The sequence below is a fragment of the Phenylobacterium sp. genome, from assembly GCF_030681155.1.
In the GTDB taxonomy this organism is placed as follows: domain Bacteria; phylum Pseudomonadota; class Alphaproteobacteria; order Caulobacterales; family Caulobacteraceae; genus Phenylobacterium.
The window spans coordinates 57,043-72,938 of record NZ_JAUXXE010000056.1; the positions used below are offsets into that span (position 1 = coordinate 57,043).

Annotated in this window: 9 protein-coding genes; 4 read left to right on the forward strand and 5 right to left on the reverse strand. The window is 65.0% G+C overall.

Features of this window, described 5'->3' with window-relative positions:
• The first annotated feature begins 1 nt into the window (after position 1).
• Positions 2-3,232, forward strand: coding sequence for an efflux RND transporter permease subunit (locus Q8M13_RS14485; RefSeq protein ID WP_305300689.1), 3,231 nt, complete (start codon positions 2-4; stop codon positions 3,230-3,232).
• Between the two features lie 44 nt (positions 3,233-3,276).
• Here Q8M13_RS14485 and Q8M13_RS14490 read toward each other — a convergent pair whose 3' ends face one another.
• Positions 3,277-4,035, reverse strand: coding sequence for a helix-turn-helix transcriptional regulator (locus tag Q8M13_RS14490; RefSeq protein WP_305300690.1), 759 nt, complete (start codon positions 4,033-4,035; stop codon positions 3,277-3,279).
• 151 nt (positions 4,036-4,186) lie between these two features.
• Here Q8M13_RS14490 and Q8M13_RS14495 point away from each other — a divergent pair, with 151 nt between their 5' ends.
• From Q8M13_RS14495 to Q8M13_RS14505, 3 genes are read left to right on the forward strand one after another with little or no spacing between them, the layout of a single operon-like run.
• On the forward strand, positions 4,187-6,553 hold the full coding sequence (locus Q8M13_RS14495; protein ID WP_305300691.1) for a TonB-dependent receptor: 2,367 nt from the start codon (positions 4,187-4,189) through the stop codon (positions 6,551-6,553).
• Positions 6,554-6,562: 9 nt separating this feature from the next.
• Positions 6,563-7,747: an acyl-CoA dehydrogenase family protein gene (locus tag Q8M13_RS14500; RefSeq protein ID WP_305300693.1), complete on the forward strand. Its 1,185-nt coding sequence runs from the start codon at positions 6,563-6,565 to the stop codon at positions 7,745-7,747.
• 14 nt (positions 7,748-7,761) lie between these two features.
• Positions 7,762-9,372, forward strand: coding sequence for a fatty acid--CoA ligase (locus tag Q8M13_RS14505; RefSeq protein WP_305300694.1), 1,611 nt, complete (start codon positions 7,762-7,764; stop codon positions 9,370-9,372).
• 386 nt (positions 9,373-9,758) lie between these two features.
• On the opposite strand, the gene Q8M13_RS14510 is transcribed toward Q8M13_RS14505, so the two are convergent.
• The 4 genes from Q8M13_RS14510 to Q8M13_RS14525 form a co-directional block, all read right to left on the reverse strand.
• On the reverse strand, positions 9,759-11,054 hold the full coding sequence (locus Q8M13_RS14510) for a DUF1214 domain-containing protein (protein WP_305300695.1): 1,296 nt from the start codon (positions 11,052-11,054) through the stop codon (positions 9,759-9,761).
• A gap of 129 nt (positions 11,055-11,183) precedes the next feature.
• On the reverse strand, positions 11,184-12,239 hold the full coding sequence (locus tag Q8M13_RS14515) for a 2-oxoacid:ferredoxin oxidoreductase subunit beta (RefSeq protein WP_305300696.1): 1,056 nt from the start codon (positions 12,237-12,239) through the stop codon (positions 11,184-11,186).
• Positions 12,236-14,062 (reverse strand): 2-oxoacid:acceptor oxidoreductase subunit alpha, encoded by a 1,827-nt coding sequence (locus Q8M13_RS14520; protein ID WP_305300697.1) that lies wholly within the window; start codon positions 14,060-14,062, stop codon positions 12,236-12,238. Before Q8M13_RS14520 ends, Q8M13_RS14515 begins: the two co-directional genes overlap by 4 nt.
• Positions 14,053-15,834 carry an FAD-dependent oxidoreductase gene (locus Q8M13_RS14525; RefSeq protein ID WP_305300698.1) on the reverse strand — a complete coding sequence of 594 codons (1,782 nt, stop codon included), beginning with the start codon at positions 15,832-15,834 and terminating at the stop codon, positions 14,053-14,055. Before Q8M13_RS14525 ends, Q8M13_RS14520 begins: the two co-directional genes overlap by 10 nt.
• Positions 15,835-15,896: the final 62 nt, after the last annotated feature.

The following is a 15,896-nucleotide window of genomic DNA, read 5'->3' on the forward strand; positions in this document are numbered from 1 at the left end:
CATGATTTCAGGTCTCATGGCCCTATCCGTCCGGGCGCGCTGGGCGGTCATCTTCATCATCGCGATCCTATCCGGGGTCGGCGTCTGGCAGCTCTCGAAGCTGCCGATCGACGCCGTGCCGGACATCACCAACAACCAGGTCCAGATCAACACCACCGATCCGGGGCTCTCACCCATCGAGATCGAGAAGCGGGTGACCTTCCCAGTGGAAACGGCGCTGGCCGGCATCCCGGGGCTGGAGAGCACACGCTCGGTCTCTCGGAACGGGTTCTCGCAGGTGACGGCGGTCTTCAAGGAAGACGTCGATCTCTATTTCGCCCGCCAGCAGGTGAGCGAACGGCTCGCCCAAGCGCAAGACGATTTGCCCGAAGGCGTGCAGCCCCAGATCGGCCCGGTCACGACCGGATTGGGCGAAGTCTTCATGTACACCGTTGATTTCGCCAACCCGGGCGGGAAGGGCGCGCCGGTCAAGGATGGCCAGGCCGGCTGGCAGTCGGACGGCAGCTTCCTGACGCCAGAGGGCGAGCGCCTCACCGACGACATCGCGCGCAGCGCCTATCTGCGGACCGTTCAAGACTGGATCGTCAGTCCACAATTGCGGACCGTACCCGGCGTGGCCGGGATCGACTCGATCGGCGGATTCCAGAAGCACTATCTGGTTGAACCCGATCTGGTGAAGCTCAGCGCCTACGGCGTATCGTTCTCCGAGCTGGCCAAGGCTCTGGAAGCGGCCAATCTCTCGGTCGGCGCCAACTTCCTGGAACGGGGCGGCGAGGCCTATCTGGTTCGGGCCGACGCCCGCATCCGCTCGATCGACGAGATCGCCGACGCTGTGATCGCGACACGGGGCGGGGTTCCGGTCCGGGTTAAGGACGTGGCCGCGGTCCGAATTGGCGGTGAGCTGCGAACCGGCGCGGCCAGCATTGACGGCCACGAGGTGGTGGTCGGTACGGCCCTGATGCTGATCGGGGAGAACAGCCGGACCGTCGCCAAGGCGGTCGGCGAAAAGCTGGAGGCCATCGAGAAGTCCCTTCCGGTCGGCGTGAAGGTCACCCCGGCGCTCGACCGTTCGAAACTCGTCAACGCCACCATCGCCACGGTCCAGCGAAACCTCTTCGAGGGCGCGCTGCTGGTGGCGATCGCGCTGTTCTTCCTGCTGGGCAATGTTCGCGCCGCGCTGATCGCCGTGCTGATCATTCCAATCTCGTTCTTGATGACCGGCATCGGGATGAACATCCTCGGCGTATCGGGAAACCTGATGAGCCTGGGCGCGCTCGATTTCGGCCTGATCGTCGATGGCGCGGTCATCATCATTGAGAACTGTCTGCGCCGGCTTGCCGAACGACAACACGGGGAGGGCAGGCTGCTCGATCTGCGCGAGCGACTGGAAGAAACCCTGCTGGCCTCTCAGGAGATGATCCCTCCGACGGTCTATGGGCAGGCGATCATCTTCCTGGTCTTTGCGCCGCTGCTGACCTTCAGCGGGGTGGAGGGTAAAACCTTCGCGCCGATGGCCATCACCCTGATGTTGGCCTTGGGGGCGGCCTTCGTGCTGTCGCTGACCTTCGTGCCGGCCATGGTCGCCCTCCTGATCCGAGGCAAGGTCGCGGAGAAGGAGGTCTGGGCGATCGCCAAGATCAAACTGCACTACGAGCCGGTCCTCCGCCGCGCCGTTGCGAAGCCCGCGCCGTTTATCGGCACGGCGGTCGGGATCTTCGTGCTGGCCGGGGTGACGTTCACCTTCCTGGGGCAGGAGTTCATGCCGCAGCTCGATGAGAAGAACCTGGCCTTGGCGTCTCAGCGGGTCCCGTCGACGTCTCTTGAGCAGTCGGTGCGCATGCAACGGGGTGTCGAACAGGCGATCACCAGCCTTCCGGAGGTCGACTACATGTTCTCCAAGACCGGGACTGCGGAGGTCGCCACCGATCCCATGCCGCCCAATATCTCAGACGGCTTCGTGATGCTCAAACCGCAGAAGGAATGGCCGGACGGGGTGAACACCAAGGCAGACGTCATCGCTCGCGTCGAGGCGAAGGCCAATGCACTGATCGGTCAGGGGTATGAACTCAGCCAACCGATCGAGCTGCGGTTTAATGAGCTGATCGGTGGCGTTCGCGGCGATGTGGCCGTGAAAATCTATGGCGATGATCTCGACAAGATGAGCGCCGCCGGGGCTCGCATCGCCGCAGCGCTGCAATCGGTCCCGGGCGCCGCCGACGTCCGTGTCGAACAGGTGACCGGTGCGCCGACCCTCGACGTCCAGTTCGACCGCGCCGAGATCGGACGTCTTGGGCTGACGGTGGAGGAGGTGGCCGATACGGTGGCTGCGGCCATGGCTGGCCGCGAGGCGGGGCTGTTGTTCGAGGGCGATCGTCGCTTCGACGTGGTGGTCCGAGTTCCACAGGCCAGCCGCAACGACTTGGACGCACTTGGGGCTCTACCCGTCATGCTCCCGGCCGAGCTAGGGCAGCTGCGCAGGTCCGTCCCGCTGAGCCAGCTCGCGCGGTTCACGCATGCCGAGGGGCTGAACCAGATCAGCCGTGAAGGTGGCAAGCGCCGGGTCGTCGTACAGGCCAACGTCCGCGGCCGCGATGTCGGTTCCTTTGTCACCGCCGCCCAGCCGAAGGTCGAAGCTGTGGCCTTGCCGCCCGGCACGTGGATCGAATGGAGTGGGCAGTTCCAGAACCTGCAGGCGGCGTCGCAACGCCTGGCGATTGTGGTGCCGCTGTGCTTCGCTGCGGTGTTTGCGCTGCTCTATCTGGCTCTGGGCGGCTTTGCGCCGGCGTTTGCGGTGTTTATCGCTGTGCCCCTGGGGCTCAGTGGCGGGGTGTTCGCCCTGGCCTTGTCGGGGATCAACTTCTCCGTCTCCGCCGCGGTCGGGTTCATCGTCCTGGCCGGCGTCGCCGTCCTCAACGGCCTCGTCGTGATGAGCAGCATCCGCCAGCGCTTGGCCGATGGCGTGGCGTTGGGTCAGGCGATCATCGATGGGGCGATGGAAAAGGTGCGGCCGGTGGTGATGACCGGTCTTGTCCCGGCCATCGGCTTCATCCCGATGGCGGTGGCCAGCGGCACGGGCGCCGAGGTGCAGAAGCCCCTGGCGATGGTGGTGATCGGAGGGCTGATCACAGCGACGGCCCTGACCTTGGTGGTGCTGCCCGCGATCACCCAGGTCGTGCTGAGCTTGGCTGGGCGGGGCGCGAAGGCTGAGCCGGCCTTGGCGCCGGCCGAATGACGTGATCGAGGCTCGGTGTAGAGACGCCGGGCCTCCCTCGCGGCCTAGACTTTCGTCCGGCTCTTTCGCTCGCCGATATAACCCAGGGTCGTGGCGTGGTGCACGGCCTGGGACCGGCCCCCGACCCCCATCTTGTCGGCGGCGTTGCGCATATGAAACCGGACGGTGGGCGTCGAGATTTTCATGATCTCGCCGATATCGACGTCTGTCTTTCCGTCGGCGGCCCACTTCAGGCACTGGATCTCGCGCCGGGTCAGCCGGACCTCCTCGGACTTCGCCGCGACACCGAGATCATTGTATGTGGCGAGCATCTTGAGGGCTAGCGCGTGGAGGCTGGCGGCTTCGCGCTCGAACACCGGCCGAATGTCGAAGACCTCTTGGGAGGCCCAAACGACCGCGCCGATGACGCCGCCTGGCAGGTGTGCCGGGGCCACGATCGCCGTGCCCACCGCAACGCGTTCCGGGGCCTGCACCACGTCTATTCGTTCAAGCCGCGGCGCCGGCCGCCAGGTCCCGAAACGGCCCTCGACGAAATAGAACGGCTCGGCGGTGTAGCGAGCCCCGAAGACGAAAGGAGAGCGCAAGGCGAAGCTGCGGTCCTTCCAATAGTGCAGGTCTGGATCGAGCCAGTTGAACAGGGTCTCGGCGAACGGTCGGCCCTCGGCGTCCCGCATGGGCTCTGGATCGCCAATGTCGGCGCTGACGGCGATGTAGGGCAGGCCGATCCTTGCGCCGTCGTCGCGTACCTGGACGGCCAAGGCCTGCACCAGATCATGCTCGGCCTGCGCTGTCGTCCGCGTCATTCGCCCGCCCGATTTCACGATCGCGGAGGCGACCCTATCACTTCCGATAGCTTGCAGGTCCCCACCTAGTTCCGCAACCATCGAGGGCAGAGCTGCGCAAGATCGCAGCGAGAAAACAAGCCGCCAATCAAGGGCGGCGCCGGGAGGGACAATGAGACACATGATGCGCAACGCCTCGTGGGCGATTTTGGCGGCCGCCTGCGCGGCTGGCCCGGCCTTGGCTCAAGAGTCCGCCACCGTGTCTGAGTTGGTGGTGACCGCTCAGAAGCGCGAGCAAAATCTGCAGGATGTGCCCGTGGTGGTCACGACGCTGCCGCAACGCCAGCTACAGGACGCCGGCGTTCGCGACATCAAGGATCTCCAGGTTCTCGCTCCCGGCCTCAGCGTGACGTCGTCGACGAGCGAGGCGCAGACTTCGGCGCGTATCCGCGGGGTCGGCACCATCGGCGACAATCCAGGGCTGGAATCATCGGTCGGTACGGTGATCGACGGGGTCTACCGCTCGCGTAGCAGCGTGGCCTTCGGCGATCTCGGGGAGTTGGAACGGGTCGAAATCCTGAAAGGGCCGCAAGGCACGCTGTTCGGCAAGAACACCTCGGCGGGCGTCATCAATGTCATCACCAAGGCGCCATCGTTCGAGTTTGGAGCCGATGCGGAACTGACCTTTGGCAATTACGGCGCCCGGGGCCTGTCGGCCAGCGTGACCGGCCCGATCGCCGGCGATGTGATGGCCGGGCGGCTGTATGTCGCCAAGCGCGAACGTGACGGTTTCGCCGACGTCCTGGTCGGCGCTGGACCCCGAACCCGGACCGACGACACCGACCAGAACTACTACACCGTTCGGGGCCAACTGCTGATCGCGCCCACTGACGCGTTGGTGGTGAAGGTCCTGGCCGACCTCTCCGAGCGGGACGAGCATTGCTGCGTCAACTTCGTCACCGTGGCCGGTCCCACCGCGCCGTTGGTCGATGCACTGGCCGCCGACAATGGTGTGATCCGTCCACCTAACCCCTATGCGCGCGTCGCGAACGCGAACCGCGACATGGGGTCCAAGATCAGCGACCGAGGCGTTTCGGCGCAGCTCGACTGGGAGATCAACGAGAACGTCGCTTTGACCTCGATCACGGCCTATCGCGAGTGGCGCGCTGAGAACGGCTCCGACATCGACTTCTCGTCCGCTGACATCTGGTATCGGTCCGCCGACGGCTCGAGCTTCAGCCAGATAAAGTCGCTGTCGCAGGAACTCCGGCTTGCCGGTGCAACGGACAAAATCAACTGGTTGGTCGGGTTCTTCTATTCCGACGAGGCCCTGCTTGCGCGCGCTGCGACAACTTTCGGCAGCGCCTACGAACCCTATTTCAGCCTGCTGCTGTCGCAAGGGACCAATCCAGCTCTGGTCTCGGCGCTCACCGGCCTGCCTGCCGGGACCAACTTCCCGGCCGGCCAGGGGCCCCGCGACAGCTATGATCACAGCTCGAAGGGCTGGGCCCTGTTCACCAACAATAGCTGGAAGGTGACCGACGCCTTCGAACTGACGCTGGGTTTGCGCTATTCCGACGACGAGAAGACCGTCGAAAGCCACTACACCAACTCGGTCCCGGCTGCGGCCTGCGCTGCGGCCATCGCCCGTCCGATTCCGCCAGCGGCCCGCGCCGCGCTCTGCGCGCCGCACTCGGACCCAGCGTTCAACAACGTGGTCACCCACCAGAAGCAGGACGAGGGCCGCTGGAGTGGCACCCTGAAAGGCGCCTATCGGTTCAATGAAAGCGTAATGGCCTACGCTTCCTACGCCGAGGGCTTCAAGAGCGGAGGCTTCAACCTCGACCGCTCGCGGCTGGCCATTGGGGTCATCGATCCCAACACCAGCTTCCCGGCCGAGACGGTGACAAGCTACGAGCTGGGTGTGAAGACCAACACCCTCGGCTACGGGTTGGTGGCGAACGCCACGATCTTCCACCAGACCTTCGAGGACTTCCAGCTCAACACCTATACGGGGATCAGCTGGCTGGTGGCTTCGATCCCCGAGGTCGTCTCCCGCGGCGTCGACTTCGACCTCATGTGGCGCACGCCGGTTGAGGGCCTCAGCTTTTCCGGCGGGGTGACCTACGCGGAGACCCAATTTGGAGATTTCACGCCGCCGGCTGGCATTTCGCCGCGCCTACCCAACACCCGCCTCTCCTACGCGCCGCTTTGGTCCAGCGCCGGGACCGTGAACTATGAAAAGCCGATCAGCGACACTCTGGAATTCCGGGCCAGCATTTCGGCGAAGTACACGTCGGAGTACAACACCGGCTCGAACCTGGATCCGCTAAAGTCTCAGAAGCCGATGACTCTGGTCAATGCACGGTTGGTGCTCGGCTCGATTGATGAGCGCTGGTCGGCCGAGCTGTGGTCCCAGAACCTGACCGATGAAGACTATCATCAGGTCGTCGTCGATCAGCCGCTGCAGACGGGCACCTTCGCCACCTTCCTGGCTCCACCGCGCACCTACGGCCTGACCTTGAGGGCCAAGTTCTAGGAGGCGGCCGTGAACCTCGACCTCACGAATGAGGAGGTGGCGTTCCGTGACGAGGTTCGCGCCTTCCTCGACGCCTCACTGAGCCCAGAGCTCCGTGAGGTCGGGCGCCGGGCCACCAGCGTCTTCACTGACAAGCAGCACAGCTTGCCTTGGCAGAAAATCCTGCACGCCAAGGGCTGGGCCGCGCCCTCCTGGCCTGTCGAGTATGGCGGGCCTGGGTGGGGCGTGATGCAGCGGCACATCTTTGCCGCCGAGTGCGCGCGGGCTGGCGCGCCGGGCCTGGCGCCTATGGGGCTGCGGATGGTGGGGCCGGTGATCATGGGGTTCGGCACGCCCGAGCAGAAGGCGCATTATCTGCCGCGGATACTCTCGGGGGAGGATTACTGGTGTCAGGGCTATTCGGAGCCGCAGGCCGGCTCTGATCTAGCCGCGCTGGCGTTGCGGGCTGTCCGCGATGGCGACGACTACGTCTTGTCGGGCTCCAAACTGTGGACCACTCACGCCCACTGGGCCAACCGGATGTTCTGCCTGGTCCGCACCGATGCGACGGGGAAGCCGCAGGCTGGCATAACCTTCCTGCTGCTGGACATGAACACACCAGGAATTCGCGTACGCCCGATCATCACCCTGGCCGGTGAGCACGAGGTCAACGAGGTCTTCTTTGACCAGGTGCGGGTTCCTGTCTCAGATCGGGTCGGCGAGGAGAACAAGGGCTGGACGGTCGCCAAGTACCTGCTGGAGTTCGAACGGGGCGGGAGTTCGGCGCCCGGCCTGCAAGTGATGCTTGATCGGGTGCGAGACGTCGCCTGGGAAGCTGGCCTGCTGACCGAAGCGGCTTTTCGCTCCAAGCTGATGGCGGCCGAAATCGCGGTAACCGCAATCGAAATCGCCGAACAGCGCACCCTGGCGGCGCTGGCGTCGGGCGCCAATCCGGGGCCGGCATCCTCAATGCTGAAGGCGCAAGGCGCCGAGGCCCTGCAGATGGTCGATGAACTGATGCTGGAAACCGCGGGCGCTTACGCCGCCGCCGACCAGCCGGGGGCCCGTCAGCCTGGTTCGAACGTTGCGCCGATCGGGCCCGACGCGGCGTTGACGGCCATGCCTAGATATCTGAACGACCGCGCCGCCACGATCTATGGCGGCTCGAACGAGATCCAGCGGGACATCATCGCCCGTCTGGTGTTGGGACTTTGAGAAAGGGACGCCCGATGGCGCTGGCCACGACCAATCAGCCCGACCAGACGATCGACTTCGAGGCCATGAGGACCTTGGCCGACATACCTCGCTACCACGCCCAGCGACGGCCGACGTCAATAGCCCTGGTCTTCGAAGGGCGCGAAACAACCTTCGCCGAGTTCGACCGCCGCACGAACCAGGCGGCCCAGGCGCTGCTCGCCGAAGGCCTGGGGAAGGGCGACCGGATCGCCTATCTCGGGAAGAACAGCGACCACTATTTCGAACTGTTGTTTGGGGCTGCCAAGGTCGGGGTGGTCATGGCGCCGATCGGCTGGCGTTTGGCGCCGCCGGAGGTCGCCTATATCGCCGGCGACGCGCGGGCCAGGATGCTGTTCGTCGGGCCTGAGGTGTTGGAGAACGCCCGTCAAATCGCGCCTGAGCTTCCCGGTGTGAAGATTGTGGCCATGGAGGCTGGCCTATCTGGATGGCCGACCTTCGAAGCTTGGCGCGACGCCCAGCCGGCGCGCGATCCTCAACTGCCGATCGAGGAGCGCGATGTCGCCGTACAGCTCTACACCTCGGGTACGACAGGACGTCCGAAGGGAGCGATGCTGAGCCACCTCAACATTTTGGGCGGCCGACGCAAGGCGGCCGAGGCCGAGATGGCGTGGAACCGCTGGGGGCCGGACGACATCAGCCTGGTGGCCATGCCGGTTGGGCATATCGGCGGCACCGGCTGGGGGATCGTCGGGCTGGTGAACGGCGCCAAGGGCGTGGTGGCGCGAGAGTTCGATCCGACCAAGGTGCTCGACTTTATCGAGCGTGACCGCATCTCCAAGATGTTCATGGTCCCCGCCGCCTTGCAGATCGTCGTCCGCCAACCAAAGGCTAGGGAGGTGGACTACAGCCGCCTCAAATACATCCTCTACGGGGCCAGCCCGATCCCGCTGGACCTGCTGCGCGAGTGCATGGAGGTCTTTGGCTGCGGCTTTTGCCAGCAGTACGGCATGACCGAGACCTGCGGCACCATCGTCTATCTCCCGCCGGAGGACCACGATCCCAACGGGACGCCGCGGATGCGCGCCGCGGGCCTGCCGATGCCGGGCGTCGAGTTGAAGATCGTCGATGATGCGGGCGCGAGCCTGCCGGTCAATACAGTCGGCGAGGTTGCAGTCCGCTCGGTTTCCAACATGGCGGGCTATTGGCGGTTGCCCGACGCTACGGCGGCGACGGTGGGCGAGGACGGTTGGCTGCGAACCGGTGACGCCGGCTACCTGGACGAGGATGGCTATCTCTTCATCCACGATCGGGTGAAGGACATGATCATCTCGGGTGCGGAGAACATCTATCCGGCCGAGGTGGAGAGCGCCGTTTATGGGCATCCGGATGTGGCCGAAGTCGCGGTGATCGGCATACCGGATGATGTCTGGGGGGAGGCGGTGAAAGCCATCGTGGTCCGGAAACCAGGAACCACACCGGACCCGGAGAGCATCATCGCCTTCGCTCGTTCGCGGATAGCGGCGTTCAAATCACCCAAGAGCGTCGACTTCATTGAGGCCTTGCCTCGCAACGCATCGGGGAAAATTCTGCGGCGCGAACTTCGCGAGCCCTACTGGGCCGGCCGGACGCGGCGCGTGAACTAGGCGACTAAACGCGGAGGTCTAGGACGTGGCGCTCTTGCGGACGTTCCGTTGCGTGGAGGTCGTCAGACCAGCACGCGGTGCGATAATGACGCCCGTGCGCCTCCACGCCACGCCGCACTGGCGGGCCGAGGGCAAGAAGGGCCGCGGCGGGCGCCTTTGAGGGGGCTGGCACAGGTGGCGGGAATTTCATGTCTTGGCCCAGTAGAGGCACCGGTGGCCCCACGCCTTGCTGCGCGGGGCCGGTCGAGGAATGATCGGGCTTCGCCCAATCGACCCGGCGTCACGGGGGGTGCTGAGCCAGGTTCACTCAGTGAATCGCGCCGCCTCGCTCGCGACGATCAGGCCTAACCCGCAGATCACCGGGTGATTTACCCGAGTCGGCGACGTCACTTGGCGCTGGGCTCGAGCCGGCGAACCGGGGGCGGGCGCCAGGCGCCCGTCAGGGCCGCGTCCTTCGGAGCATGCAAGCGAAGAACCAGGGCGAACTCCCCGAGGGGAGCGGGAAGCCAGTTGGCAGCCAAACCCGACGAGGGCGGCGTGTGTTGAATCCGCAGGGACAATTCGCCGTTAGGTTCTGGCTGCGGACGGTCGCGGTCGCTCAAGGCGTAGCGATGCAACAAGAGTTCTCCATGCGCCGGGCGGCGCTGAAGCGACAGTGACCAAAAGGCGCCAACTGGTGGCGTGTCGCCGGGAGCAAATCGGCATTCGTATCGCTCGGCGCCGTTGAAGGGGCGTCCGGTATCGTCCACCTCGCAGGCGAAGTGCAGAATGCTCTCGGCCGCCGCGGCGCCCAGGCCCGACAGGGCGGCTGCTGCATACGCAAGGTGGTCATTGGGCGATGGCGAGCTGTAGAGCCGACGCCACCCGATAGCCGGCGGCGCGGGATTTGCGGCGTGTTTGATCTTTGCGAGGCCGTCGGCCAGTCCGCGGATCGTGGCTTGGTATTCCTTGCTGTCATGCGGCGGCGGCGCATAGGGCTTTCCGGGCGCGACATTGATCAGGGCGAGAGCCTCAAGATCGGCGGCGACGCGCGCGTGGGGATGGCGGGCCAGGAGGACCGCCAGCCGATGCAGGAATATCTCGGGGGGGAGATTGCCGATCGCCTCAATGGAGGCCTTGGCAGGGGGTTCCAGAACGGGCGGCGCAAAGGCCGATCCGTAGCTCGGCTCCTCGTAGGGCCGGATGCGCTGCGCGGCCAGGAGGTCTCGGGCCGCCTCCCGGTCAGCAATGCTGTCGGCGGCGAGCCGGGTGACCATCCATACCGCGTCGGTCCTCGCCCGAAGCACCGTCAGCCCCAGCTTCGGATCGGTTTGCCCCCGGGGACCGGCGAGCACCAGGCCCACGCCCTCGGCTGGATTGGCCCGTGGGGCGGGCACGGTTTCTCCCCAGGCGTCAATCAAGGTCAGGGTGAGGTGACGCCCTTCGACCGGCGGCATGGTGATGACCATCGGTCCGCTGGAAAGATCGATCCAGGCGCTCGACTGCACCATGCGAGGATCGCCGTCCCGCAGCCCGGGCGCTACGTCGGCGGCGTCGTCTGGCAGGTGCAGGACCTGGTTGGCGCCCACGGGATGGGCGCGCCGAACCAGATCGACAAGCACGAGGGGAAAGCCGAACACGAACGCGTCGGCGGCGATCCTTCGGATCTCGTGCGGGGCGAGTGTATGGTCAAAGTCCGTCAAGACGGGAGCCTCCCGTTGACCCACACTTCCAGCGCCGGGACGGCCAAGCCATCCGGTTAAACCCCTGCCTCGCGTGCCGGGCGAGGGGAGAAGGCCGTCAGGATACGGTCATATCGGGTGGTTTTGCGCCTAGCGCAGCGAAGCGTTGAGCTTGGCGAGCGCCGCGGCTCCGGGGGTGAGTTCACGCTCCGTGAGCGTGTTGAGCGGCGCCGAAACCGTGCCGAGGTTCTCGTGCAGATCGCGCGCCTCTGGGTCCAGGAACAGCAGGCCAGTGACAATTTCGCCCAACGCCTGTCGAGACTGAAGATAGGCGAGCGCGCCGATGCGGTCCGAGGGATCGTAGTGCGCGGCCAGCTTATGAAGTTGCAGAACTGACCCGTCATGCTGGGTGACCGGGACCGTCTCGCCGGGCGCGTAGTCGACTGTGATGGCGTCGCGGTGAGGGATCAGGTCCATCCTGTTCACTGCCTCATTGTGTTCGCGCACATAGTCGTAGGACTTGGTCGAACCGGCGTGGTTGTTGAACTGCACGCACGGGCTGACGCAGTCGATGAAGGCCGCGCCGCGATGGCTGAGCGCGGCCTTGATCAGCGGCACAAGTTGGGCCTTGTCGCCGGAAAAGGACCGGGCAACGAAGGTCGCGCCCATCTGCAGAGCAAGGCTGACGAGATCGATCCCGGCGTCGTGGTTGATCACGCCCTTCTTGGACTTCGAGCCCTTGTCGGAGGTGGCCGAGAACTGGCCCTTGGTGAGCCCGTAAACGCCGTTGTTCTCGACGATGTAGAGCATGTTCACGCCGCGCCGGATCGAGTGCGCGAACTGGCCAAGACCGATCGAGGCCGAATCCCCGTCGCCGGAGACGCCCAGATAGATCAGGTCGCGATTGGCCAGGTTGGCGCCGGTGAGCACAGACGGCATCCGGCCGTGGACCGTGTTGAACCCGTGAGAATTGCCAAGAAAGTAGTCCGGGGTTTTCGACGAGCAACCGATCCCCGACAGCTTGGCGATCCGGTGCGGCGGAAGGTCGAGTTCGTAGCAGGCCTGGATGATCGCCGCCGAAATCGAGTCGTGGCCGCAGCCGGCGCAGAGGGTTGAGACTGAGCCCTCGTAGTCGCGACGCGTATAGCCCAGCGCGTTCTCAGCCAGCTTCGGGTGATGCAGCTGAGGTTTGGTGATGTAGGTCATTCGGCGGCCTCGGGAACCTGCCGGCGGTCAGTCATCAAGGCTTCGACTGCGCTGGAGATGAAGCGGGCGGTGATCGGGGTGCCATCGTAGTGCAGCACGGCGGTCAGCCGCGACGGGTCGATATCGCCCTCGTTGATCAGTAGGGTGCGAAGCTGGCCGTCGCGGTTCTGCTCGATGACGAAGATTCTATCGTGAGCAGCGACGAAGGCGAACACCTCGTCAGGGAAGGGGTAGGCCCGCACTCGGAGAGCGTCGAGGTGGAGACCCCGATGCTCCAGAGCATCCAAGGCCTCATGGACCGCTGGAGTGCTGGATCCGAAGAAGATCACCCCGTCGCGGGTCGCGCGCTTGGCGTCGCGTCGGATGGGGGCTGGAACCAGGCCTCGCGCCGTGTCGAACTTGCGCAGCAGACGTTCCATGTTCCCGACGTAGACCGAGCCCTCCTCGCTGTAGCGGGCATAGGGGTTGCGAGAGGTCCCACGGGTGAAATAGCCGCCCTTGGTCGGGTGGGTGCCAGGGTAGGTGCGATAGGGGATGCCGTCGCCGTCGACCTCGAGGTAGCGTCCAAAATCGCGGCCAGCCTCCAGATCGTCGTAGGTCATGACCTTTCCGCGATCGAGCTTGCGGCTGTCGTCCCATTCGAAGGGCTTGGTCAGCCACTCGTTCATGCCGATATCCAGGTCGAGCATGACGAAGATCGTGGTCTGGAGCCGATCGGCCAGGTCGAAGGCCAAGCTTCCCATTTCAAAGCATTCGCCCGGATCGGCCGGCAGCAGCAGCGGATGCTTGGAATCTCCGTGCCCCGAATAGGCGGCGGCCAGCAGGTCGGCTTGTTGGGTTCGGGTCGGCATGCCGGTCGAGGGGCCGCCGCGTTGAACATCGAAGATCACAGCCGGAATCTCGGCGAAGTAGGAGAGGCCGATGAACTCGGTCATCAACGAAATTCCAGGACCGGAGGTGGCCGTGAAGGCGCGTGCGCCGTTCCACCCCGCGCCGATCACGATGCCGATGGAGGCGATCTCGTCCTCGGCCTGGACGATGGCGTAGCGAGCCTTGTCAGTCCTTGGTTCGATGCGCAGGTCTTCACAGTAGCCGGTGAAGGCTTCGGCAAGCGATGTCGAGGGCGTGATCGGATACCAGGCGCAGACCGTGGCGCCGCCATAGACCGCGCCTAGGGCAGCGGCGGCGTTGCCTTCCACGTAAATCCGGTCGCCCACCTTGTCGGCCCGTCGAACGCGCAGGCGAAGAGGGCTGAGATGCTCGGCGACATAGTCACGGCCCATGTGCAGGGCCGCCACATTGGCCTTGATCAGCCGTTCCTTGCCCGCGAACTGTTCGCTCAGCAGGGTCTCGATGACGCCGATCTCGATATCGAGCAGGGCGGCCAGGGCGCCGACATAGATGATGTTCTTGAAGAGCTGGCGCTCGCGCGGGAGTTGGTAGGCCGCGTTGCACATGGCGGTCAGCGGCACGCCGAGCACGGTGATGTCCTCGCGGAATTTCGACGGCGGCAGTGGCTTGGTCGAGTCGTAGAACAGATACCCGCCGGCCTCGATCTCGGCGACGTCCCGGTCCCAGGTCTGAGGGTTCATGGCGACCATGAGGTCGACGCCGCCTCGGCGCCCCAGATGGCCAGCCTCGGTGATCCGAACCTCGAACCAAGTTGGCAGCCCCTGGATGTTGGACGGGAAGATGTTACGCGCCGCGACGGGCACACCCATGCGCAGGATCGCCTTGGCGAACATGCCGTTGGTGCTTGCCGAACCAGACCCGTTTACGTTCGCGAACTTGACGACGAAATCGTTGAGCGCCTCTAGCGGCATGATCCCCCCGCGTGGGTCATTTCCAACAGGAACTTCTGCATATCCCAGGCCCCGGTCGGACAGCGTTCGGCGCAGAGCCCGCAATGCAGGCAGACGTCTTCGTCCTTCACCATCACCCGGCCCGTCGGCAGGACGTCGGACACGTAGAGCGCCTGTTCGACATTGGTCGCCGGCGCCTTCAGCCGCCCACGCAGGTCATCCTCGTCGCCGTTCTCGGTAAAGGTGATGCAGTCGGTCGGGCAGATGTCGACACAGGCGTCGCATTCGATGCAGGCAGGCTCGGCGAACACTGTCTGGACGTCGCAGTTCAGGCAGCGCTGGGTCTCGCGGTAGGCCATCTCTCGAGCGAAGCCGAGTTCGACCTCCAGCCGCACATCTTTCAGCGCATCGGCCTTGTCGCGCTGGGGCACCTTGTAGCGGCCGTCATTGGCCGGATCGTTGTCGTAGCTCCACTCGTGGATGCCCATCTTCTGGCTGATCAGGGTGGTCATAGGCGCAGGCCGAATGGCGACATCCTCGCCATTGCAGTGCTTGTCGATCGAGATCGCTGCGTCGTGGCCATGCGCCACGGCCCAGATGATGTTCTTTGGGCCAAAGGCTGCGTCGCCGCCGAAGAAGACGCTTGGCGCGGTGGACTGGAACGTGAGGGGGTTGACCTGCGGCATGCCCCACTCGTCGAACTCCAGACCAATGTTCCGTTCGATCCACGGGAAGGCGTTCTCCTGGCCCACGGCGATTAGGACATCGTCGCATTCGAAGTGCTGGTCGGGCTCGCCAGCGTGGACGAGCTTGCGCCGGCCACTATCGTCGTATTCCGGCCGAACTTTTTCGAAGACGACGCCCGTCAGCTTGCCGTCCTGATGGGTGAATTCCTTCGGGACAAGGAAGTTGAGGATCGGGATGTCCTCGTGGATCGCGTCTTCCTTCTCCCAGGCCGAGGCCTTCATTTCCTCGAAGCCCGAGCGAACGATGACCTTGACGTCCTCGCCTCCCAGTCGGCGCGAGGTGCGGCAGCAATCCATCGCGGTGTTGCCCCCGCCGAGCACGATGACCCGTTTGCCGATGCTGTTGACGTGTTCGAACGAGACGTTGGAAAGCCAGTCGATGCCGATGTGGATGTTGGCGGCCGCTTCCTGGCGGCCGGGCAGATCGAGGTCGCGGCCGCGCGGCGCGCCTGAGCCGACGAACACCGCGTCATAGCCCTCATCCATCAAGGCTTTCAGGCTGCCTACGCGCTCGCCGAGCCGGACTTCCATCCCCAGGCCCGTGATGTAGCCGACTTCCTCGTCGATGACTTCCTCGGGCAGGCGAAACCGAGGGATCTGGCTGCGGATCATCCCGCCGGACTTGGTCTCTCCGTCGAAGAGCGTGAGTTCGTATCCCAGTGGGGCGAGATCGCGGGCGACGGTTAAGGAGGCGGGCCCCGCCCCGACCAGAGCGACGCGCTTGCCGTTGGAGGCTGCGACTGGGACAGGGAGGCGGTCGGCGATGTCCCCCTTGTTGTCGGCCGCGACGCGCTTCAGGCGGCAGATGGCCACTGGCTCATCCTCGACCCGGCCGCGCCGACAGGCGGGCTCGCAAGGACGGTCGCAGGTCCGCCCGAGAATGCCCGGGAAGACGTTCGATTTCCAAGTGACCATGTAGGCGTCGGTGTAACGCCCTTCGGCGATAAGGCGGATGTATTCTGGAACCGGCGTGTGGGCCGGACAGGCCCACTGGCAATCGACAACTTTATGAAAGTAGTCAGGCCCCTCGGTACTGGTGCGCTGCACAACGGCTTCCTTCCATAGACGCCGTTCTCTCGCGGATGCGCAGACCAGGGCCAATGAAAGCA